Origin of the sequence: Allorhodopirellula solitaria, from assembly GCF_007859855.1 — a bacterium.
GTDB classification, from domain to species: Bacteria; Planctomycetota; Planctomycetia; order Pirellulales; family Pirellulaceae; genus Rhodopirellula; species Rhodopirellula solitaria.
Genome location: NZ_SJPK01000008.1, coordinates 123,054 through 145,404, shown reverse-complemented (window position 1 = coordinate 145,404; position 22,351 = coordinate 123,054). Strand labels below are relative to the sequence as shown.

16 protein-coding genes and 1 pseudogene are annotated in these 22,351 nt (G+C 57.5%); 7 read left to right on the top strand and 10 right to left on the bottom strand.

Annotation, left to right across the window (positions count from 1 at the left end; genetic code table 11):
* Nucleotides 1-9 precede the first annotated feature (9 nt).
* Together CA85_RS15930 and CA85_RS15925 are read left to right on the top strand one after the other, a co-directional pair.
* Nucleotides 10-1,197: an FG-GAP repeat domain-containing protein gene (locus tag CA85_RS15930; RefSeq protein ID WP_186774990.1), complete on the top strand. Its 1,188-nt coding sequence runs from the start codon at nucleotides 10-12 to the stop codon at nucleotides 1,195-1,197.
* The gene (locus CA85_RS15925) at nucleotides 1,194-1,553 is read left to right on the top strand and encodes a nucleotide pyrophosphohydrolase (protein WP_146392325.1); all 360 of its coding nucleotides are present in this window, start codon (nucleotides 1,194-1,196) and stop codon (nucleotides 1,551-1,553) included. Before CA85_RS15930 ends, CA85_RS15925 begins: the two co-directional genes overlap by 4 nt.
* An 891-nt stretch (nucleotides 1,554-2,444) precedes the next feature.
* Here the strand turns inward: CA85_RS15925 and CA85_RS15920 are convergent.
* A complete protein-coding gene (locus tag CA85_RS15920; protein WP_146392324.1) occupies nucleotides 2,445-3,479 on the bottom strand; it encodes an NADP-dependent oxidoreductase in 1,035 nt (344 codons plus the stop codon).
* A gap of 318 nt (nucleotides 3,480-3,797) precedes the next feature.
* Here CA85_RS15920 and CA85_RS24995 point away from each other — a divergent pair, with 318 nt between their 5' ends.
* A complete protein-coding gene (locus CA85_RS24995; RefSeq protein WP_186774989.1) occupies nucleotides 3,798-3,950 on the top strand; it encodes a hypothetical protein in 153 nt (50 codons plus the stop codon).
* Nucleotides 3,951-5,154: 1,204 nt separating this feature from the next.
* Here CA85_RS24995 and CA85_RS15915 read toward each other — a convergent pair.
* The 4 genes from CA85_RS15915 to ppdK form a co-directional block, all read right to left on the bottom strand.
* On the bottom strand, nucleotides 5,155-5,616 hold the full coding sequence (locus tag CA85_RS15915; protein WP_146392323.1) for a four helix bundle protein: 462 nt from the start codon (nucleotides 5,614-5,616) through the stop codon (nucleotides 5,155-5,157).
* Between the two features lie 698 nt (nucleotides 5,617-6,314).
* Nucleotides 6,315-6,782 (bottom strand): four helix bundle protein, encoded by a 468-nt coding sequence (locus CA85_RS15910; protein WP_146392322.1) that lies wholly within the window; start codon nucleotides 6,780-6,782, stop codon nucleotides 6,315-6,317.
* Nucleotides 6,783-7,413: 631 nt separating this feature from the next.
* Nucleotides 7,414-7,749, bottom strand: coding sequence for a tetratricopeptide repeat protein (locus tag CA85_RS15905; RefSeq protein WP_146392321.1), 336 nt, complete (start codon nucleotides 7,747-7,749; stop codon nucleotides 7,414-7,416).
* 162 nt (nucleotides 7,750-7,911) lie between these two features.
* A complete protein-coding gene (ppdK, locus tag CA85_RS15900) occupies nucleotides 7,912-10,599 on the bottom strand; it encodes a pyruvate, phosphate dikinase (RefSeq protein WP_146392320.1) in 2,688 nt (895 codons plus the stop codon).
* Between the two features lie 326 nt (nucleotides 10,600-10,925).
* On the opposite strand from ppdK, the gene CA85_RS15895 reads away from it, so the two are divergent.
* Together CA85_RS15895 and CA85_RS15890 are read left to right on the top strand one after the other, a co-directional pair.
* Nucleotides 10,926-12,977: a sensor histidine kinase gene (locus tag CA85_RS15895; RefSeq protein WP_246112850.1), complete on the top strand. Its 2,052-nt coding sequence runs from the start codon at nucleotides 10,926-10,928 to the stop codon at nucleotides 12,975-12,977.
* Between the two features lie 125 nt (nucleotides 12,978-13,102).
* Complete coding sequence (locus CA85_RS15890; protein WP_146392412.1) at nucleotides 13,103-14,449, top strand: sigma-54-dependent transcriptional regulator; 1,347 nt, start codon at nucleotides 13,103-13,105, stop codon at nucleotides 14,447-14,449.
* A gap of 142 nt (nucleotides 14,450-14,591) precedes the next feature.
* Here CA85_RS15890 and CA85_RS15885 read toward each other — a convergent pair whose 3' ends face one another.
* The 4 genes from CA85_RS15885 to CA85_RS15870 form a co-directional block, all read right to left on the bottom strand.
* Nucleotides 14,592-15,437, bottom strand: a complete 846-nt coding sequence (locus tag CA85_RS15885; RefSeq protein WP_222435462.1) for an ABC transporter ATP-binding protein — start codon at nucleotides 15,435-15,437, stop codon at nucleotides 14,592-14,594.
* Between the two features lie 59 nt (nucleotides 15,438-15,496).
* Nucleotides 15,497-16,432 (bottom strand): ABC transporter ATP-binding protein, encoded by a 936-nt coding sequence (locus CA85_RS15880; protein WP_146392318.1) that lies wholly within the window; start codon nucleotides 16,430-16,432, stop codon nucleotides 15,497-15,499.
* A 100-nt stretch (nucleotides 16,433-16,532) separates the two neighbouring features.
* Nucleotides 16,533-17,648: an ABC transporter permease gene (locus CA85_RS15875; RefSeq protein WP_146392317.1), complete on the bottom strand. Its 1,116-nt coding sequence runs from the start codon at nucleotides 17,646-17,648 to the stop codon at nucleotides 16,533-16,535.
* Nucleotides 17,645-19,084, bottom strand: coding sequence for a CmpA/NrtA family ABC transporter substrate-binding protein (locus CA85_RS15870; protein ID WP_246112864.1), 1,440 nt, complete (start codon nucleotides 19,082-19,084; stop codon nucleotides 17,645-17,647). Before CA85_RS15870 ends, CA85_RS15875 begins: the two co-directional genes overlap by 4 nt.
* Nucleotides 19,085-19,550: 466 nt before the next feature.
* Here CA85_RS15870 and CA85_RS15865 point away from each other — a divergent pair, with 466 nt between their 5' ends.
* On the top strand, nucleotides 19,551-21,008 hold the full coding sequence (locus tag CA85_RS15865; RefSeq protein WP_246112849.1) for a tRNA modification GTPase: 1,458 nt from the start codon (nucleotides 19,551-19,553) through the stop codon (nucleotides 21,006-21,008).
* Nucleotides 21,009-21,345: 337 nt separating this feature from the next.
* Entirely contained in the window at nucleotides 21,346-22,185 is an 840-nt protein-coding gene (locus CA85_RS15860; RefSeq protein ID WP_146392315.1) for an ISL3 family transposase, read from the top strand.
* A 17-nt stretch (nucleotides 22,186-22,202) separates the two neighbouring features.
* Here the strand turns inward: CA85_RS15860 and CA85_RS25730 are convergent.
* A pseudogene (locus CA85_RS25730) lies at nucleotides 22,203-22,325 on the bottom strand (ISAzo13-like element transposase-related protein); the annotation flags it as partial.
* Nucleotides 22,326-22,351: the final 26 nt, after the last annotated feature.

Below are 22,351 nucleotides of genomic sequence, written 5' to 3'. Positions count from 1 at the left end.
GATGCTTCGATGAACTTATTCTCCCCCATCCCAGCACTCTTCAGCATTTGTCTGCTCATCTCGGCGGTGGGTGCAGACGACCTACCCGAGTTCGATGTTCGCTTGCTCACAGTCGATTCCAACGAAGGCATTGCGGCAGGCGACATCGACGGCGACGGGAAACTCGACATCGTTTCGGGACGGCATTGGTTCCGGAACGGTGATTGGGCACCGCGACCATTGCGTAACATCGACGATTGGAATGGGTACGTGCAAAGCAACGGCGACTATCTGCTCGATTTCGATAACGACGGGCGTCTCGACGTGATCGCGGCATCGTTTCTGCCCACGGAAGTGAATTGGTATCGCAATCCAGGGAAAGAGGGACTGCGACTGGGCAAGCAATGGCAGCAGCACCGGGTCGTCGATACGGGGGCGACCGCCAACGAAGGGCAGTTGCTCGAAGACATCGATGGCGACGGCAACGTCGAGTGGATTGTCAATAGCTGGAAAGCCGACGCGCCGATGATCGTTTGGCGGTTCATACCGAAGAATGCATCCTCAGGCGAAACGGAACCGGGCACGCCTGCGTACACCGTCAAACGCCAATTGATCGGTCCCAAGTGCGGTCACGGGATCGCGGTGGGCGATATTTCCGGTGACGGTCGCAAAGACATCCTCGTCGGCAGCGGTTGGTACGAACAGCCTGAATCCGATCCCTGGGAGAATAGCTGGACGTATCATCCAGACTGGAATCTCAATGCAAGTCTGCCGATGATCGTGACCGACCTCGACGGTGATGGCGACAACGACTGGATCTACGGCAATGGACACCACTTCGGATTGCAGTGGCGAGAGAACCAGGGTGTCTCCGGGCCGGACAAGACCATTCAATGGACCGATCACGTGATTGACCGAAGCTATTCCCAGCCGCATAGTTTGGCGTGGAAGGACCTCGATGGTGACGGTCATCCCGATCTCATCACCGGCAAACGATACTTCGCCCACAACGGCAATGACCCCGGCGGTAAAGAGGTTCCGTGTTTGTATTGGTATCGCTGGAACCCCGATTCCAAATCCTTCACACGGCACACGATCGACGAGGGCCGAGTCGGGACAGGACTGCAGATTGTCGTGGAAGATTTCAATCAGGACGAGCGGATGGATATCGCCGTTGCGGGCAAGAGTGGCACCTATCTATTGCTCGCCAAGCCATGAAAGACTCATCCCCCACGACATCCGAGTCGCTGACCCTGTCGCAGGCGCAAAAGGATGTGGACCAGTGGATTCAAACCATCGGGGTACGATACTTCCATGAACTCACCAACCTCGCTCAGTTAATGGAAGAGGTGGGCGAAGTCGCTCGGATCCTATCACGCAGCCATGGTGAGCAGTCTCGCAAACCGGAAGAGGACACAGGCGAGCTATCGGATGAACTCGCCGATGTGTTGTTCGTCGTGATCTGTCTGGCCAATCAATCTGGCATCGATCTAACGGACGCCCTGAAGAAAAACCTGGCCAAGAAAACAGACCGGGATCGCGACCGCCATCGTAACAATTCGAAACTGCATTAGCGCCGCGTCCGCATCGTAGTCGGTGAGCCGCCGAGCTGTTGGTTACCCACAAGTTAAAGATAGCTCATGACAACGCCCCAACGGGGCAGTCCTATGAAAGCCCCAGTCAACGCCTGGGGTTTCAGACGCCACCACCTCGCGTTAGCCCCAACGGGGCGGCTCTATTTGCACATGCCATCCGAACGGCAGGATTGCGGCGAACATGAGGGCCGCCCCGTTGGGGCTACCGAAACATTTCGCTATCCGATTATCCGACCCCAGGGCGATGCCCTCTTTATCCTACACATCTTTTCGGGTAGATACACAGGCACATAAAGGATCTTAGTGTGCTCAGGGAGGGCTGCGGCGATGGAATGGATTGAATCGGAGTTCGCTTGGCTTGAATTAGGCGACCTGGCAGCTTCTCGCTGGCAAGAAGCGTCGAGGCCCTCAATCGATCGGCGACTTGCTGATCGGCTTACTAATTCGTCTTGGAGTGAACCAGGAAAACACTGTAGAATCGAAACCGTCCGAAGCTCTGAAGCCTTAGGCTGAATTGTCGTGCTGCCAAGCACACTAACAACGTCGTCGCATGCCGAGGGTATCGGTGGAGCGTAGCTCTGCTGAGCAAGCCCGTGCTAGAGTGAGATGCTCTGTTAGCGGTTCAAACGCCGGATGAGACAGTGTGGGGCTCTCAGAGCTTCGGATATCTACCAGGGTGGCGAGACTGAACCACCAAAGCTAACCGAGCCGTGCTGGCTGGCCGACAAACAGTGGACTTTGAGTGTCGAAAAAGCTACCCTATTGGTGGTGCCGCTGAGCGTACGCGCGCACTGCAAATTTTCGTTCTGGATATGACAGTACTCAAAAAACCTTCCGCTGTGATCTGTGCACGCTTCCGTCGGATGAACCTCAACCCTTGCCGACGCGAACGACGAGTTTGCCGAAGTTCTTACCCTTGAGCATTCCCATGAATGCGTCGGGGGCATTTTCAAGGCCGTCGACAATATCTTCGCGGAACTTGACCTTCTGATCCTCGACCCATCCGCTCATTGTCTCGATGAACTCGTTGTAGCGGGATCCGTAGTCGTCAAAGATGATGAAGCCCTGCACTTTGAGTCTCTTGATCAGGATTGTCTGCGTCAACAGCGTCAAGCGATCGGGACCAGGCGGAAGCTCAGTGTCGTTGTAATGAGCGATCAAACCGCACACGGGCATGCGTGCTTTGGTGTTGAGGAGCGGAAGCACCGCATCGAAGACTTTGCCTCCCACGTTTTCGAAATAGACATCAATACCCTTGTCACATGCAGCAGTGAGTTGGTCAGCAAAGTTTGCTGCGTGGTGGTCCACACAGGCGTCAAAGCCTAGTTCCTGGACTGCGAATTCACATTTCTCGCTACCGCCCGCGACGCCGACGACACGGCAGCCTTTCAGCTTGGCGACCTGCCCGACAACCGATCCCACTGCACCCGTTGCGGCCGCGACGGCGACGGTATCTCCCGCCTGAGGTTGTCCAATATCCAAGAGGCCCATGAAGGCGGTGAACCCCGTCATCCCCAGAACGCCGAGGGCCAATGAAGGGTGCTTCATCTGCGGATCGAGCCGAATGAGCCCCGTGCCATCGGAAACGTCGTAATCCTGCCATCCACTTTGACTGAGGACGAGATCACCGGTAGCGAACTCCGCGTGATTGGACTTCTCCACACGGCAGACCGTCGAGCCGACCATAACCTCGTTGAGGGCAACCGGCTCGGCGTAGGACTCCGCATCGCTCATCCGCCCTCGCATGTAGGGGTCGAGCGACAGATAGACCGTCCGCAACAACAATTCACCTTCACCTGGCACTGGAGTTTCAGCGTTCTCCAGCTGAAAGTTCTCTGCACTCGGCTCCCCCTTCGGCCGGGAATGAAGCAGAATGCGTCGGTTCACTTGGCTGGTTTGCGTCATCGGAAACACCCTCTTGCATCTCGGTCATAATCATGATCTCAGCACAACGTTGGCACCTGCCCCCGATCCGCTGAGCCATCGTACCGGGCCAAGCATCATACCGGCCGGGTCCGCAAGCGTCAAAATGGACTCCATCCCGAATGGCGTGGACTTGAGCGGTTATAGGTTCTGAGCCGACGTGACGACGAGCACTGCCATTGCCTCAAACTGGCATCCATACGCGTCAATTGCGAGCTGGTATTGCTGGCGATCCTTGAACATTCGGAAAGCCGGCATGGTCAAAACAAAGGCCTCAACTCGATTGCCGAATCAGCGACGATGAACGCCCCGGTTCAGCGTGGGCCGCGAGAACAACGAAGCAATGCGGGAGTAACCAATGGTCCATCCGGGTTTGTCGTGGGTAACTCCAGCGTGTTGGATTTTAGAGGCATGGCGGTGGCGTCCGAAATGAGCGATGCCGTCACCGAATAAATGCTGGCGGCGGACGCGTCCGCTGCCAGCCGAAGTGGCTCATCCGACGGAAGCGTGCGCGGAGCACAGCGGGAAGGTATTTTAAGGCATGGCTCTAGTATCCAATAATCTTACAAAAATGGGTGCCCGACGAACGAATGTCCGCCAGGGACCGGCAACACCATTGGCGTACCATCGACCGAGATATCCCTTGCCAAGCCAGCACCTCTGCAGTGCTCGGCTCCGTTTCTCCCGGCAGCTACAGTCTCACATCCACTCTTCGCGTCTTGGCTTTGCCTGTGCCTGTGCCCCGGAAGCAAGAAGACTGGCGGCAAACTCCTCAGTGGAAGAACCCGCACAAGTGCGAATCGAGCCGCCACGGCTCTGCGAACCGCTGCGGCGTCGCTAGCGAGATCCAACTGTGCATTGGGGGCATTCTTCCGCAGAATTCGCTCTCGCCTTGGCTCACCCAAAGCGAAACCCACAATAGTTGCTGATGGACCTAACCAATGTCGTATTGGACGTGACAATGAGCTGTTGACTCTCCACCAAACCAGATCCCCTGTCAGCTTGTCTGACAGGAATCCCCGTTTTGCGATTAGAATCATGGAGCGTTCACCCCGCTCCCATGTGGGCTTGCCCCGCACGAGAGCAAAGTTTGCCGGCTTGGTTTCATGACGATCCCTTGCGAGTACAGAATTCAGTCGGCCGACAAGCTAATCCTTGGGGATGTTATCGCCCGTTGGCGCCGATTGAGTATGAGAGGGCTGGATTCGAGGGTCAAGTAAAACTTCTCTGCGTTCTCTGCGCCTCTGCGTTAAGACCAACCTCGCTACGCTCCGATTCGGGGAAGGCTGGCTAACTCTATGCCGTCGATCCGCCTTCTCGTACCAGATGTTTCCCGGCCGCGACTCAGCTTCGCCCGCGAGCACCAGCGGTTCCTGCACCGGTCTGATCGGCGTTCTACCGAGCGTCTGCCCGGCATGCCGTGCCAATTAGAACGCAAGGACGCCAAGTCGCAGAGACGCAAGGCGTCTCCAGGTGCTTCGCGTCTTCGCGTCCTAGCGGCTCTGCGTATATTTCCACCACCCTCATCTCGCCGAGCAACAATCAACGCCGCGATTTTGAGCGACGGCGCCAGCGTGCTTCTTTCCCAGAATCACGCATCACCACGGCCGATTGATTCCCAGTTTCTGAAATCGCGCAAGCCGCCCTTAAGTGCACGTCATGGTTCTGGCTTCCTGCCTTCTTCGTGCTCGTGCTCAGCATCGCGGTGCTCGTGCTCGCTATCGACATCCAGTGCATATACACCTGGTGACTCCGAAACGGTGCCAAACTTCATTGCCATCTTGGTCAACATCGAGACGATCCGTTTGAGTTTCGATTTCAATTGATAGCTCTGCGAATGCTCCATGCCGCCGGAGGCAACGAGCACATCTTGAATCGCAGCACATTCGAAAGACGAGCCCCGAGCGATGTCGAAAAACCTCGCTCTGTCTTTGAGGCTGCGTTTACCGTTGCCCTCGGCGATGTTGAGCGGAATCGACTGGGCGGCACGAAGCCATTGATCGCGGGCAGGTCGGTGGAGCCCGTTCAATTCCTTCGATACAGCGAAGGAATCAGCAGTGTACTCGATCGAGAGACGATAAACGTCGAGTCGATCGTGGTCAAACATTGGATCGAACATCAGTGCCCCTTTCCTAATCGATTACGAGCACGAGCACCGTTTCACTGAGCACGAGCACGACTGTCGTACTCTAATGCCAGAACGAGGCAATTACCCCCGGTTGCGAAGATGGCATCCTGGTCCCCTGGGGTGCTATCGCTGGTTGGACCTTCAATTCCCTCGGTGGCACGAGAAGTGTTATCGCCGGTTGGAGGGAGTCGTGTCGCCAACTGGCGCCGATTGAGTATGAGGAGGCTGGATTCGAGGGTCAAGCAAAACTTCTCTGCGTTCTCGGCGCCTCTGCGTTAAGACCAACCTCGCTCCGATTCGGGGAAGGCTGGCTAACTCTATGCCGTCGATCCGCCTTCTCGTACCAGATGTTTCCCGTCCGCGACTCAGTTTCGCCCGCGTCGACCGCGTCCGCACCAGCGGTTCCCGCACCGGTCTGATCAGCGTTCTACCGAGCGTCTGCCCGGCATGCCGTGCCAATTAGAACGCAAGGACGCCAAGGCGCAGGGACGCAAGGCGTCTTCAGGTGCTTCGCGTCTTCGCGTCCTAGCGGCTCTGCGTATATTTCCACCACCCTCATCTCGCCGAGCAACAATCAACGCCGCGATTTTGAGCGACGGTGCCAGCGTGCTTCTTTCCCAGAATCACGCATCACCACGGCCGATTGATTCCCAGTTTCTGAAATCGCGCAAGCCGCCCTTGGGTGCACGTCATGGTTCTGGCTTCCTGCCTTCTTCGTGCTCGTGCTCGTGCTCAGCATCGCGGTGCTCGTGCTCGCTATCGACCTCCACTGCATATGCACCTGGTGACTCCGAAACGGTGCCAAACTTCATTGCCATCTTGGTCAACATCGAGACGATCCGTTTGAGTTTCGATTTCAATTGATAGCTCTGCGAATGCTCCATGCCGCCGGAGGCAACGAGCACATCTTGAATCGCAGCACATTCGAAAGACGAGCCCCGAGCGATGTCGAAAAACCTCGCTCTGTCTTTGAGGCTGCGTTTACCGTTGCCCTCGGCGATGTTGAGCGGAATCGACTGGGCGGCACGAAGCCATTGATCGCGGGCATGTCGGTGGAGCCCGTTCAATTCCTTCGATACAGCGAAGGAATCAGCAGTGTACTCGATCGAGAGACGATAAACGTCGAGTCGATCGTGGTCAAACATTGGATCGAACATCAGTGCCCCTTTCTGAATCGATTACGAGCACGAGCACCGTTTCACTGAGCACGAGCACGAGCACGAGCACGAGCACGACTGTCGTACTCTAATGCCAGAACGAGGCAATTACCCCCGGTTGCGAAGATGGCATCCTGGTCCCCTGGGGTGCTATCGCTGGTTGGACCTTCAATTCCCTCGGTGGCACGAGAAGTGTTATCGCCGGTTGGAGGGAGTCGTGTCGCCAGCTGGCGCCGATTGAGTATGAGGAGGCTGGATTCGAGGGTCAAGCAAAATTTCTCTGCGTTCTCTGCGCCTCTGCGTTAAGACCAACCTCGCTCCGATTCGGGGAAGGCTGGCTAACTCTATGCCGTCGATCCGCCTTCTCGTACCAGATGTTTCCCGTCCGCGACTCAACTTCGCCCACGTCGACCGCGTCCGCACCAGCGGTTCCCGCACCGGTTCGAACTGCGTTCTACCGAGCGTCTGCCTGGCATGCCGTGCCAATTAGAACGCAAGGACGCCAAGGCGCAGGGACGCAAGGCGTCTCCAGGTGCTTCGCGTTCTAGCGACTTTGCGTATATTTCCACCACCCTCATCTCGCCGAGCAACAATCAACGCCGCGATTTTGAGCGACGAGCACGAGGCTTCATTACTGTGCGTTGAGTTGTTGGGCCCGGGCCATGGCGTCTTCGGCTTTGCGGATGTAGTCCTGGTTCTGGGTTCCCGCCCAGGCGCGTTGGTAGGTCACGCTCATGGCGGTGAAGTTGAATGCGTCCTCGGGTTCGAGTTCGCAGACGCGCTCGCCGTGCTGGATCGCCAGATCGTGTTTTTCGGTTTTGGTGTAGGCGCGGGAGAGGGCGAGATGAGCGAGTACGAAGGTGTCGTCCTCGGCCACGATCGCTTCGAGGGCAGGGATCGCTTCGTCGTACTTCTCGTCGTCGATTAGCTTTTCAACTTCGTTGTACTTGGCGTGGATTTCAGACATGGTCGAGGCCTTGGGAGTCGATGGGAGAAATGGCGGCAGAATTGGCGACCACGCCTCCCGCGTGCCGCGAGCGGTCGCGACAGGCGGGAGGCGTGGCCGTTGGGTACAAAAAACGCCCCCCGGCGCGAGCCGAGGGGCGTTCTCGATGGGCGATGCTTCGTCTTATTTCTGCTCAATCGCAGCTTGAGCAGCGGCCAAACGCGCGATCGGCACGCGGAATGGGCTGCAGGAGACGTAATCGAGTCCGGCTTGGTTGCAGAAACCAACCGATGCGGGATCGCCACCGTGTTCGCCACAGATACCGATCTTCAGCTTGGTTTTCTCGCTGCGTCCCTTGCTGACGCCCATCTCGACGAGTTGTCCGACACCCGATTGATCGAGCGATTGGAACGGGTCGACGGGCAGGATTTTGGCATCGATATAGTCGGGCAGGAAGCCACCGATGTCGTCGCGGCTGTAGCCGAACGTCATTTGGGTCAAGTCGTTGGTGCCGAAGCTGAAGAAGTCTGCATACTCAGCGACTTCGTCAGCGGTCAGGCAGGCCCGTGGGATCTCGATCATGGTACCGATCAAGATGCTTAACTCGCCTTCGAACTTCTTGGCGGTCTTGGTCTTCTCGATGGTCTTCTCAACCTGCTCACGCAGGATGCGAAGTTCGGCAGCGGTACCGACCAAGGGGATCATGATTTCGGCTTGCGCGTCGATCTTCTTTTTCGAGCAGTTGATCGCGGCTTCCACGATCGCTTGCACCTGCATCTCGAGGATTTCGGGATAGGTGATGCTGAGCCGGCAACCGCGGTGGCCGAGCATCGGGTTGGATTCGTGCAGCACTTCGGCGCGTTTCTTGATCTCGGCTGGCTTGACGCCGAGTTCTTCAGCCATCTGTTTTTGGCTGGCGGTTTCGTGGGGCAGGAACTCGTGCAGTGGTGGATCGAGCAAGCGAACGGTGACGGGCAGGCCGGCCATTGCTTTGAAGATGCCCTCAAAGTCTTTGCGTTGGAAGGGCAGAAGTTTCTTCAACGCGGCGCGGCGGTCCGCTTCGGTGTCGGCGAGAATCATCGCACGCATGTGGATGATGCGATCGGCTTCGAAGAACATGTGTTCGGTTCGGCAGAGGCCGATGCCTTCGGCACCGAAATCGCGAGCTCGCTTGCTATCAGCGGGCGAATCCGCATTGGTGCGGATCTTCAGCGTGCGGTACTTATCGGCCCATTCCATCAGCTGGGCAAAGTCACCGGACAGCTTCGGCTCTTGCGTTTCGACTTCGCCGGCCATGACATCGCCGGTGGTACCGTCGAGGCTGATCGTGTCTTTCGCGGTGAAGGTGCGGGTTTGACCTTCGGCGTTGGTCACCGTGATCTTCTTGCTCTTCTCATTGATGGAGACGTCGCTGGCTCCAGCGACGCAGCACTTGCCCCAACCGCGGGCGACCACAGCGGCGTGGCTGGTCGCACCACCGGTGCTGGTCAGGATCCCGTCGGCGGCCGACATGCCCTCGACGTCCTCGGGGCTGGTTTCGCGGCGGACGAGGATCACCTGTTCGCCGGCTTCGTGACGCTCACGGGCTTCTTGAGCGGTGAAGGCGAGTTTGCCGACAGCGGCTCCGGGGGAAGCGTTGAGGCCGCGGCAGAGCAGGTCGGCAGCGTTGCGAGCGGTCGGCTTGAACGAGGGCAGGAGGCAGTGCGTCAGGTCCGATGCGGGAACCCGCATGACTGCTTCCTTCTCGGTGATCAAGCCTTCCTTGACCATGTCGCAGGCGATCTTCACGGCGGCGATGCCGTTTCGTTTCCCGGTCCGGGTCTGCAGCATGAACAGCTTGCCCTTCTCGATCGTGAACTCGATATCCTGCATCTCTTGGTAATGGTCCTCAAGCGTCTTCTTGATTTCCATCAGTTCCTTGTGAGCCGCCTTGTCCCACTTGCCCATTTCAGCAACGGGTTGTGGGGTGCGGATCCCAGCGACGACGTCTTCGCCTTGGGCGTTGATCAGGAACTCGCCGTAGAACTTGTTCTGTCCGGTGTTGGGGTCGCGGGTGAAGCCCACACCCGTTCCAGAGTCGTCACCCATGTTGCCGTAAACCATCGCTTGGACGTTCACTGCGGTACCGATCAGATTGGCGATCTGCGAGTTCCCCTTGGCAGCTTCGATGCGGCGATAGGAGATCGCACGGTCCGCGTTCCAGGAGCCGAACACAGCCTCGATAGCGAGCTGGAGTTGCTTGATGGGGTCTTGTGGGAACTCTTCGCCGGCTTGCTTTTTGTAAACGGCTTTGTAGGCGTCGCAAAGTTCACGCAAACCTTCGGCGGGGACGTCGGTGTCCTCGGTGACCTTGTATTTCTTCTTGACCTTGTCGAACGCTTCTTCGAAACTGTGGTGGGACAAGCCCATCACGACGTCGCCGTACATGTTGATCAAGCGGCGATAGGCATCGTAAGCAAATCGCTCGTTCTTGGTCGCTTTGGCAAGCCCTTCAGCGGCCTCGTCGTTGAGTCCCAGGTTGAGGATCGTGTTCATCATGCCAGGCATCGAAACGGCGGCACCGCTGCGAACGCTGACGAGCAGCGGGTTGTCGTTGTCACCGAACTTCTTGTCGAGCTCGTCCTCGAGCAGCTTGACAGCTTCGTTGACTTCATCCATCAAACCGGCCGGCAGTTTCTTGCCATGGGTGTAGTAATCACCGCAAACTTCAGTGGTGATGGTGAATCCGGGAGGCACGGGCAGCCCGATGGAGGTCATTTCAGCGAGATTGAGCCCTTTTCCGCCCAACAGGGCTTTCGGGTGACCTTTGCCTTCGGTTTTCTTTTGGCCGAAGTAGTAAACCATTTTGGCTGCGTTAGATTTCTTTGCCATCGTCGCTAACTGTCCCTATTGGGGGGGTTTTTAGATCCAAATCGGCCCAAACCATCAGGGTAGGAAGCATCGGGCTGCCTCGTGACGCACCAAGGGCGTCTGGTTTAGTACCGTCAATAAGCGGGAAAGCGTATTTGCATCCGCCGATTTGGTCAATCGTGTGACGAGGATTCGTCGTCAAAATGCCTGCATTTTAGCTAGTCCCCCTCATCAAAAGGCCGTTTGGGGCGGCTCATTTCGATCTTGATGCAGCCGGCGCTCCTCGATACGCTGACCAAGTCGTTACAAGGATGTTTCACGCGAGTCATGGCCTGGGAGGCCGAACGATGCGCATTCCCCATCAAGTTGGGCGTTTCCTGCGAAGCCCGTTCTCGACGGTTTCATCCAGGGACCCATCGCGTCAATCTCGCCCGCCGCTCTCGACAGGGGGTGATCGTTCCGCCGCGACGCCGCCCCAAGCGAAATCGCGAGGCGTCGAGACCGAAAGGCCGCTCCAGTCTCACTCACCACAGCAGAGCGACTGGGAATCGATCGAGGACGGTGCGATCGACCTCGATTGCTCCGGCTCTCAGACTGGCTCGGACTCAGGAATATGGAAGCGGGGCGCGCCCATCACCGGCTTGCTGCAACGCCGCTCGATCCGCACCAAGCTATTTTTCGGTGTCACCACCCTGGCGGTCACGATCGTGCTCTTGACCGTGGTCGGCTTGGTCGGGTTCTATCGCTATCGCGCCCTCGCCGATGAGATCAGCACTCGCGCCCGAGAACTCCCGATGGCAACGGACTTGAGTGAGTGCGCCACGGCGCTCCGCGACTGCAATATGCGAATCTGCTTGATGAGGTCGCACGAGGGCATGATCGACTCGATCGGAGCATCGAAATCCTCCATGTTTGCTGACACCCACATGCGGCTCGAGTGGGCAAACTTCGATCAAGCCATGTTTGATCTGACGATGGCACTCGATCGCTACGCTAATGCAATCCAACTCAAACTCCCACTCCAAGAACAACAATCCTTGGAACAGGCGCCGCGCCCGGAAGCGGCGGATCTCGCAGCCACTCTGATCGATACTTATGAGCAGCGAACTATCGTTATTGATCTCGCTCACAAAATACGCGATATCAATACGATGTTAGAGGATCCTCAGTCCGTGATCGTCAACTCTCAACTCAGACGCAATGCTCTTTCGGACGTACTTACCGGACTCGTCAAGCAGACCCATGACCATCTGGCATTGATGCACGGCCAGATGGCTAGTTTCAGCGACCACATTAAGACGCAACACCGAGTCGGGATCGCGGGCGCCTGGATCGCTCTAGGCATCGCGACTCTGATCACCGTGACGATGGTGTGGTACTTTCAAATGATGGTGATTGGCCCATTCAGCAATCTAGTCATGGGCGCTCGCCTGGTCGCACGGGGTGAGTATCGCCACCGGATCGAGATGGGCAGCGATGATGAGATTGGTGAGCTCGGCGAGATTCTCAATGAGGTTACCGATCGCTTTCATAAGAGTCTGCTGCACATCCAGACGATCTGCCGTGAGAAGGACGAAGAGGTCAAGATTCGATCTCGTGAAGTCATCCGCAACGAACAACTCGCTGGGATCGGGTTCCTCGCAGCAGGCTTCGCTCACGAAATCAACAACCCCATGGCAGCGATTGCCTGGAGCGCCGAGTCACTCGAATCACGCGTCAATGATCTGGTGATGGTTCCTGAATCGGACCGCCTGGTCGACGAGGAGATGATGGAAACTCTGCAAGAGAACCTGCAACGGATTCAGGGTGAAGCGTACCGCTGCAAATCGATCACCGAGCGGATGCTGAGCTTCAGCCGGGTGGGACATGTGGAGCGAGAGGAGGTCGACATTAGCCCATTGGTCCATGACGTGGTCGAAATGATCGGCACGCTCGGGCAATACAAGTGCAAACAGATTCACGTTGACGCCGACGAGCCCGTCGTCGCACATGCCAACTCACAAGAGATCCGACAAGTCATCCTGAACCTCGTCACCAATGCGATGGAGAGTGTCGACGGTGAGGGACGCGTCGACATCGCACTTCGCAACGACGGCGACTTCGCGAGCGTCCGGGTCCGCGACAGCGGCTGCGGGATGACCCCCGAAGTCATCCAACACTTATTTGAACCCTTCTACACCCGTCGCCGCGACGGCAGCGGCACGGGACTGGGGCTGAGCATCTCCTACCGGATCGTCTCCCAGCACGGTGGCCAGCTGATCCCGCGCAGCGAAGGCGAAGGGAAGGGCTCCGAAGTCGAACTGCGACTTCCCATCCACGCGGCGACCAACCGCGATCAGCCCACCTCCCCCGTCGACGCGACTCGGCACTGGGAAGATGCCCAACCTCAAGCCGCATAACTCAATCCTCAACGACGCCTGCCGTCGCCCCGTCTCTCGCCTCTCTTTTTGAATCACCCATGACTGAAAAGCGAAAACCGACTGCCAAAGAACGTGCCGCCGCCGATAAGTCGGCTCAGTCGAGCATGCACATTCTTTTTGCTGACGATGAAAAGCCACTGCAAGAATTGATGCGCAAAGAACTGCCGCGGATGGGATACCGTGTCACAGTCTGCCCTGACGGATTGACCGCCGTCGAGACGCTCAAGCGTGAACGGATCGACTGTCTGCTGGTCGATCTGAACATGCCGGGGCTCAACGGTATCGAAGTCATCGCCCAGGCGCGAGAGATCCGCCCGGAGATCGAAGCGATCGTCATGACCGCGAACCCGTCGACTGAAACGGCCATCGACGCGATCAAATACGGCACGTTTGACTATCTCACCAAACCGACTCGCCTAGCGGATATCGCGACTCTGCTCGGACGCGTCAGTGAGCGAAGAGAGGGTAAACGCTTGCTCTCGGCACTGATGCACCGCTTGCAGCGAGCCGAGGGACACAGCGATTTGATCGGCGATCATGGATCGATGGAAGCGGTTCGCAAACTGATCGGCCGCGTCGCGCCCACCGACTCCACTGTGCTGATCCGTGGCGAAACCGGCTGCGGCAAAGAACTCGTCGCTCGAGCCATTCACAGCCAGAGCCTGCGAGCGGAAAAACCGTTTGTCGCGGTCAACTGTGGGGCCCTTCCTGAAACATTGATCGAAAGCGAGCTATTCGGGCATACGAAAGGTTCCTTCACCGGTGCCGACACGACGCGGGTGGGGTTGTTTGAAGTTGCCAACGGCGGCACCCTATTCCTCGACGAGATCGGCGAATTGCCACTGGCGGTGCAGGCCAAACTCCTCCGGGTGCTCGAGACCGGTGACATCCGGCGACTCGGTGATAACGATAGTCTGCATGTGGATGTGCGGATTGTCTGCGCAACGCATCGCGATCTGGAGAAGATGGTCAGCGAACAAACCTTTCGTGAAGACTTGATGTTCCGCATCAACACGTTTGAAATGCGCGTGCCACCGCTGCGAGAGCGGATCGAGGACCTCGAAACCTTGGCCTCCCATCTGCTGCGACGGCATCGCCGCGACGGCGTCGATGGCCAACTATTCACCCCCGAAACGATCACCGAATTACAGAACCACCAGTGGCCGGGGAACGTCCGAGAACTCGCCAATGTGATCGAGCATGCCTCGGTCCTGTGTGATGCCCTGCCCATCGGGGTGGAGCATCTCCCCGCGCACTTTGCACAGCGAAAACTTCGCGATGACCTCGTCGGCACGGCCCCGATGTCACTCAAAGAACTCGAGCAAATCGCGATCGACCGCAGCATGAAACGCCATGACGGCAACAAGAAAGCGGTGGCAGAGGAACTCGGTGTCAGCCTGAAGACGCTCTACAATCGACTGAGTGTCACCGCGGAAGCAGAGGCAGCCTGAATCGGTTCATCCGAGCAAGGAACGCGGGAGTAATAAGTAGCGTAAGCTTCCAGCTTGCGATATCTGCTGTCCGCAAGCTGGAAGCTTACGCCACTTGTTGTTCTCCCGATGCGCGGCATGCGTTCGTCGGGAGCGGACAGGACTACGGACTGCTCAGTGAGTGTGCCGGCTCCTCGGCGGATTCGGATTCTTCGCGCTCGCCATGCTGCTTGCGATAATCCTGGTGCTCGAGAAACTCGATCATCTTGCGGCGGTATTCGTAGTACTCGGGATGCTCGAGCACTTCGGCGCGATTTCGCGGGCGATCAAACGGCAGGCTGAAGATTGCGCCGACTCGAGCGCGGGGCCCGTTAGTCATCATCACTACGCGGTCACTCATGAACAGAGCCTCGTCGACATCGTGGGTCACCATCACGGTGGTGACTTGATCCCGCACCAAGATTTCTAACAGGATCTCTTGCAGTTCCAGCCGAGTTAGAGAATCGAGCATCCCAAAAGGCTCATCGAGTAGCAGCATCTTGGGTTTCAATGCAAACGCGCGAGCGATCCCCACCCGCTGCTGCATCCCCTGGCTGAGATCCTTGGCACGTTTATGCAGGCTACTGCCCAAGCCTACGAGATTGAGGTAATAGCTAGCCAAGTCGACACGGTCCCGCTTGGGAACATGCCGGTAGACTTGGTTGACGCCCAACATCACATTGTCCAACGCCGTCATCCATGGCATCAAGCACGGCGATTGAAAGACGACACCGCGATCGGGCCCCGGGCCGTCAATCTCGCGACCATCGATCACTACACCTCCGGTCGAGATTGAATTCAAACCTGCGATCATGGTCAGCACGGTGCTCTTGCCGCAACCGGAATGCCCCAACAGCGAGACATACTCTCCTTGAGCGAGGTTCAAATCAAAGTCCTCGACAATCACGACTGGCCCATCGTGGGTGTCGTAGGTTTTGCCGAGCCGAAAGAGTTCTACGTAGCCACGCATGGCGGAGTGTCCTAGTGGGGAGTGGTGGGGAGAGAGGACGAATTCAGCAGCCAGGCCGTTTAGGCATGAACCAACCGCCCCTTGCGGGTAAGGTCCTGCGGTTGGATATCGGGTAGTCGAAACGAAAGATGCTTGCTGGCGGCGGTTTCCCGATCACGTGCTTTCTGCCGCACGGTAACGAGATAGTTCGTTACGGCGTTGCGAAGACTTTTGAACTCTTCGCTGTCGTTGAGCTCCGCGAGGACGCGGGGACGCTCGATCTCGACATCGAAAATCGGCCCCAGGGACGCCTCGGGGCCGGGCGTGAGCGGCACGATCCGATCCGCCATCATGATGGCTTCGTCGACATCATTGGTGATCATCAAACAGGTCTGACGTTCCTCCTGCCAAATCTTCAAGATCTCATCGCCGAGCTGGGACCGCGTCAATGCATCGAGCGCCGACAAGGGCTCGTCGAGCAGTAGCATCTTGGGTTTCAGGGCCAGGGTCCGCGCCAACGAGGTGCGTTGCCGCATTCCTCCGGAAAGCTCATGTGGGCGGCGATGAGCGGCATGAGACAAGCCCACCATTTCGATGAACCGTTCCACATGATCGCGCCGTTCGGCTTTGGACCAATCGCGGAAGACCGCATTGACCGACAACGCAATATTCCCGCGCACTGTTAACCAGGGAAGCAACGAATAGTTCTGAAACACGAGGCCACGATCGGCCGACGGCCCGGTCACCGCCTGGGCCTCCATCGTGATCGTGCCTTGGTCGGGCTGAATCAGGCCAGCGACCAACTGGGCAAATGTCGTTTTTCCACTGCCGCTGAAGCCGACGACAGCGAGGAACTCACCTTTGCGGATTTCCAAGTTGATGTCGCTCAAGACTTCGCTGCGAGTCACCCCGCTGCCATAACCTCGGCATACATCCTTCATCTGCAAAATCGGCTCGGGTGCCGCAACACTCGATGATTTCTCAGTGCTGGCTTCGTGGTGCAGGAGGGCGTTCATAGAGCGTGCCGGAGTGAGTTCAATAGATAAAAAACCCGTCCCGCAGTCGGCATGTGTCCCCACACACCACCGACTGCGGAACGAAACGAAAACCTTGCCATCACACGGTGGCAGGGTTTCCAAAGCTGACGAGATTACGGAAGAAGATCATGAAGCGATCGAGAACCAATCCGATCATTCCGATCACGAACACGCTGAACGCGATTCGTGCGTAGGTCAGTTCACTACCGTTTTGGAATTCATCCCACACGAACTTTCCCAAACCTGGGTTTTGGGCAAGCATGTCGGCAGCGATCAAAACCATCCAGCCGACCCCGAGGCTGATCCGCATACCTGCGAACATCAGCGGCAGACTCGCAGGCAAGATGATCTTGAACAGACGCTGGGTCCACGACAGTCGCAGCACATCGGCCACGTTGATGAAGTCCTTATCAACGCTGGCGACCCCAAGCGTCGTGTTAACGAGCGTGGGCCACAGCGAGCACAAACACACCGTCGTCGCCGAGATCAGGAAGGCTTTGTCGAAGTAGGTCTCGCCCGAGGCGTAGCCGGCGTAGTACCACATGATCACGATGAACGCCAACGGCAACCACGCCAGCGGACTGACCGGTTTGAAGATCTGGATAAAGGGTGTCAAGGCAGCATTGCACCAAGGGCTCATGCCACAGAGAACGCCCAGAGGGACCGCGACGAGGGTTGCCAAGAGAAAGCCGAAGAACACGGTGCGAACGCTCGTGCCGATCTGATCGAGAAAAGTGGGAGCACTCGACGGCTGATAATTGGCAGCCGCGACAGCGCGTTTCTTCAGTGATTCCGACCTCGTTTGGAGTGCCTCCTGCTTCGCGCCGGTTGCCGTCGCTGCCGCCGACTCATAGGCCTTGGCCTCCACCATCATCTCAACGGCTTCATCCAGCTTCTCGTGCTTGGCCAATCGGTCAGCTTCTTTCTGGTCGAAGTGCATGGCAATCAACTGTTTGCCCGCACCCCAAGTTGCCCCGGGGCTCGGCAGTTTGGCACTATCGGTAACGACCGTTTTGGCAGCCGCGTTCCACATCAACAGAAAGAGTGTGATCGCAACGACGGGCAACAGCACGTACTTGGCAATGCCCTTGAATTGCTCTGTCTTGTCTTCTCCGGCTGCCAATCGCACGAATGGCTCGAAGATCGGTAGGCCAGTGATTTGGCACGCCCTCAGTAGATTTCCTCTCCAGTTCATAGTTCTTCCTTCGTGCCAATTTCGAAACTGTTGATGTAACCAATTGGATCGCGACCGTCATACGTCTTGCCATCAATGAAATCTTGCGTCGCGGATCGATAGCCGTCGTAGTCAGGGCCCGGCAATTCGCTCGGTTCCAGCTTGCCCTCGCTGACCAACAACTCCGCCGCTTGCCGGTAGATCTGCGGCAGATAAATCTCTTTTGCTGTGTCGTCATACCAGGACGCCGGCTTCGGTTCGGTGATCTGGCCCCATCGACGCATCTGGGTCAAGAACCAAACGCAATCGCTGTAGTGTGGGTAGCTGGCACCGCCCGCGAAGAACACATTGAACTCTGGCATCTCACGGACGTCCGTGGACTGAAACGTGAACGTGCCCGCCATGGATTGGGAAATGACCTCCTCTTCAGCCCCAACATAGTCCTTGCCACTGAGGATCTTCGCGGCTTCCGGGCGGTTGATGAGCACCCCGGCATCGTCGGTCTCATCGAGCCATTTCCCAGCACGGATCAGCGCCTTGACCACGGCCAGGTGAGTACTGGGATGCTGATCGGCCCATGATTTCGAGACACCAAAAACCTTTTCAGGATTGTTCTTCCAGATCTCGCTGTTGGTGACCACAGGGACACCGATGCCTGTCGCGACCGCTTTCTGGTTCCAGGGTTCGCCCACGCAGTATCCCTTGACGATGTCCGCCTCAAGGTTCTGCGGCATTTGCGGAGGCGGGACCGTAGAAAGTTGAACCTGTGCGTCTTGGAAACCGTTCAAATCACTTGCGGTGTACATGCCGGGGTGAATGCCCGCAGCTGCTAACCAATAGCGTATTTCATAGTTGTGCGTGCTCACGGGAAAGACCATCCCCATTGGGAACGGCTGCCCCTGCTCGGCGAGATACTCGGCCACGATGGGCTGGAGACTGGCGGCCGAAATGGGATGCGGCGGCGTGGGGCTATCCAGACTCGGATCATGCTCCTGCATCTGAGCCCAAACCTCATTGCTGACCGTGATCGCGTTGCCGTTGTAGTCCATGCTATAGGCGGTCACGATCGGGGACTGGGTGCCAATCCCAATGGTTGCGCCAATGGGTTGCCCCGCCAACATGTGAGCACCATCGAGCTGCCCGTTGATCACATTGTCGAGCAATATTTTCCAGTTGGATTGTGGCTCCAACGTGACATTGAGCCCTTCGTCGTCGAAGAATCCCTTCTCTTTCGCAATGACGAGCGGTGCACAATCGGTGAGCTTGATAAACCCGAACTTGAGATCACTCGCTTCCAGATTCAGCATCGCGGCGGGAGCCACATCGGACTCATCGATCACGATATTTGACACATCGACGTTGGCGACCGCAGCTTCTAGATCGGCGAGAGTAATGTCACCCGACGAACATCCAACCAACGCCAGGGGCACGAGAAACAATAACCACCAAGACGCCAGCCAGCGGCAGTTACCGCTGGATTGTCCTGAGCAAAATGGAGTGAACACGGAAGGATAACCTGCAGTTGTGGGGAAGTTGATCGCCCGACGCCCAAATTATGAGCAGAGTTCGCTGCGGACGATTAACGAACCGCAGAACACGCATCCACCGGGCCAATTTCAGCGACCAAATCATTTCGTTTGACGCACGCGCACTGAACCCGCCTACGGGCAAAGATGTGGGGGCGAACCTCCCCTTAGGCCACTGAGCTCATCGGCAACTCAGCATTGCAAGCGATTGCGTGGGCCGGCTCGAAATGCCTCGAGATGCCAAAACTTGACGCACACACGCTGCAAATCGAGGCACCGTCGATGATGGCCTTGCGTGGAAGCGCTCAGTTCCAGAGGTCTGCTTGAGATTTCGTCCCTATTGCGGGGTGCCGTCATCGTGGTCCCTTCATCGTGACCGCTGGGGTATAACGGGGGCTTGATCGAGTTCCTGTATTGCACCGAGGGTCTACTCATTCGTTTGTTTACTGTTGATGACACGATTGTCGCCATCGCCTCACCGCTAGCGCCGGCCCACCGTGGGATCGTCAGGATCTCGGGAGATGCCGTCGTGCCGATGCTGCAGCGGGTGGGGTTGCTACCAGCGGACTTCCGTGGCTCCCGGCCTCGCCGCTTCCCCGCCGCCTTGGATCTCGGCTGCGACCTCGGATCGGTCGACACAGATGTGATGCTCTGGCCCACCGAGCGTAGTTACACCGGCCAGCCCTCGGCGGAGCTGCATTTGGTGGGCTCACTGCCGATCCTCGATGCGGTCGTCGACCGGTTGATTGAGGTAGGAGCGAGGGCTGCCCGTGCGGGTGAATTTACGATGCGAGCATTTCTCGCCGGTCGATTGGACCTGCCCCAGGCCGAAGCCGTGCTGGGGGTAATCGATGCCGAAGACCCGAACACTCTCAATGACGCGCTCTCGCAACTCGCCGGGAATCTGTCACGTCCTCTGCAAGCCGCCCGCAGTGAATTGCTCAATCTACTCGCCGATGTCGAAGCGGGTTTGGATTTCGTTGACGAAGATATTGAATTCGTCGAGGACGAGCATCTCCTGCAACGCCTGAGACAGATCCGCGCCGGATTGATCTCGACCGCCGATCAGCTTCGCGAACGATCCGCATCGCAGTCTGCACTCGAGATCGTGCTGCGAGGTCTCCCCAATGCAGGCAAGAGCTGTCTGCTCAACGCGATAACACAAACCGAGTCCGCGATCGTCACTGAACAGGCGGGGACAACGCGCGACAGCATCTCAGTGATTTTCGAATTAGACGAGCACTCGATCCAGATCACGGACACAGCGGGGATCGAAGCCCGTGGTGCGCATGAAGCCGACGCGGCCGTGTTGGCCAAAGCACAACTTCAAGCGATCGACGCTGCGTCGCGCGCAGACCTGTGTTTATGGTGTGTCGACGCCAGCGGCCCGGCGTCAAACGATGCACTGGATCAATTGCGCGGTGCCCTCGCGGCGGGTGGTGGCTTTAAAAAATCAATCGAACACTGGTTGCTGCTGACCAAGAGCGACTTGTCGCCCCCACCATCGGGATGGATGGAGGCGATCGCCGAACTCGGTATTCGCACCCTGAGCGTCAGCGCGGTCTCGGGAAGCGGGATGGCGGAGCTCATAACCGAAATCGGGGGTGTTGCCGAGCGGCTCGATCCGACTGAAACGGGCGGTGTGATCGGCACCGCAGCTCGCTGCCGCAATTCCCTCACCTCCGCCAGCACCGCGACGCAAACCGCGATTGCGTTGACGCAGGCCCAAGCAGGGCACGAGCTCGTCGCCGCCGAAATTCGTGCGGCGGCCTCGGCCATCGGTGATGTGACCGGCGAAGTCTACACCGACGATTTGCTCGACCGCGTGTTCAGCCGATTTTGCATCGGCAAGTGATTCCCGGACGACGTGGGCCGCCAGGCCAATGCTGGGCCGTTCAATCTTTGGGGGTGACGCTCGATTGGGCTTGCGCAAGTTTTATACTTCACCCGCCCGGCGAAGCTGGGAGGGTCGGAGGACGAGCCTTTAGCGAGTCTTCCGGGGAGGGCCGACAGCGCAAACGTAAAGTCCCGAACCAGCGTGTTGTGCTGCCCGAGCGAAAAAGGGGGGTTCATCCGACGGAAGCGTGCGCAGAGCACCGCGGAAGGTTTTTTGAGACATGGCTCTCGTATCCAATGATCGTTCAAAAATGCGTCCCTGACGAACAAACGCTCGCCAGGGACCGACAACACCATTGGCGTACCGCTTTTGCAGGGAAACGCTGGCGACCGAGATATCCCTTGCCCGGACACTTGACGAGATCAAGCACGTCGGCATTGACGAAAAGAGCCTCGGTAAAGGTCATGACTACGTCTCGGTATTGACTGACCAGGATCATCGGCGAGTTCTTGATGTGACCAAGGATCGCACCACTGTGGCTACCGATGAACTTTGGCAAACACTCAACGAAAACCAGCGAAAAGGGGTTGAATCGGTGTCATTGGACATGTGGCAGGCGTTCATGACCAGCTCCAACAAGAATGCCCCGAACGCGGAGATCGTCCATGACAAATTTCATGTCAGCAAGTATCNCAATGAGGCCGTCGACAAGGTGCGACGGAGGGAGCACCGCGAGCNCAAGTNCGAGGGNGATGATTGCTTGACGGGCTTGCGTCAGTTGCTGTTGTACAACGAGGAGAATCTCGATGAGGACGGTCAGGTCGAGATGCAGATCCTTCAGAAAAGTGATCTTCAAACGGGCCGTGCTTGGGCTATCAAAGAGAACTTTCGTCATTTCTGGCTGAGTGAGAATTCAGGCACGGCGGGAGAGTTCTTCCGTTCTTGGTACGGCTGGGCGATTCGCAGTCGCTTGGAGCCAATCAAGAAGGTCGCGCGGATGCTCAAGAGGCATCTGCCTGGACTGCTGAGCTACTTTCGGCATCATGTCACTAATGGGTTGGCCGAGGGATTCAATAGCAAGATTCAATCCATCAAGTCAGCCGCAAGAGGCTTTCGTTCCTTCGCCAACTACCGACTCAGGATTCTGTTTTACTGCGGCAAACTCGATCTGATGCCGGAAAATACGTGCCACTAAATTCCGAGAAGAACCTTTCCAAGTACTTCTTTCTTTTTCGTGTCCACGGAAACCGCTGGTCTTCCGCCACGCCAATACGCTTTGACTCGCGCCGCAGTGTGTTGGAATTGTAGATCGCGATCGGGATGATCCCTGCCCTCTCTGGGGGTGCGATCCGCGTAGTGCG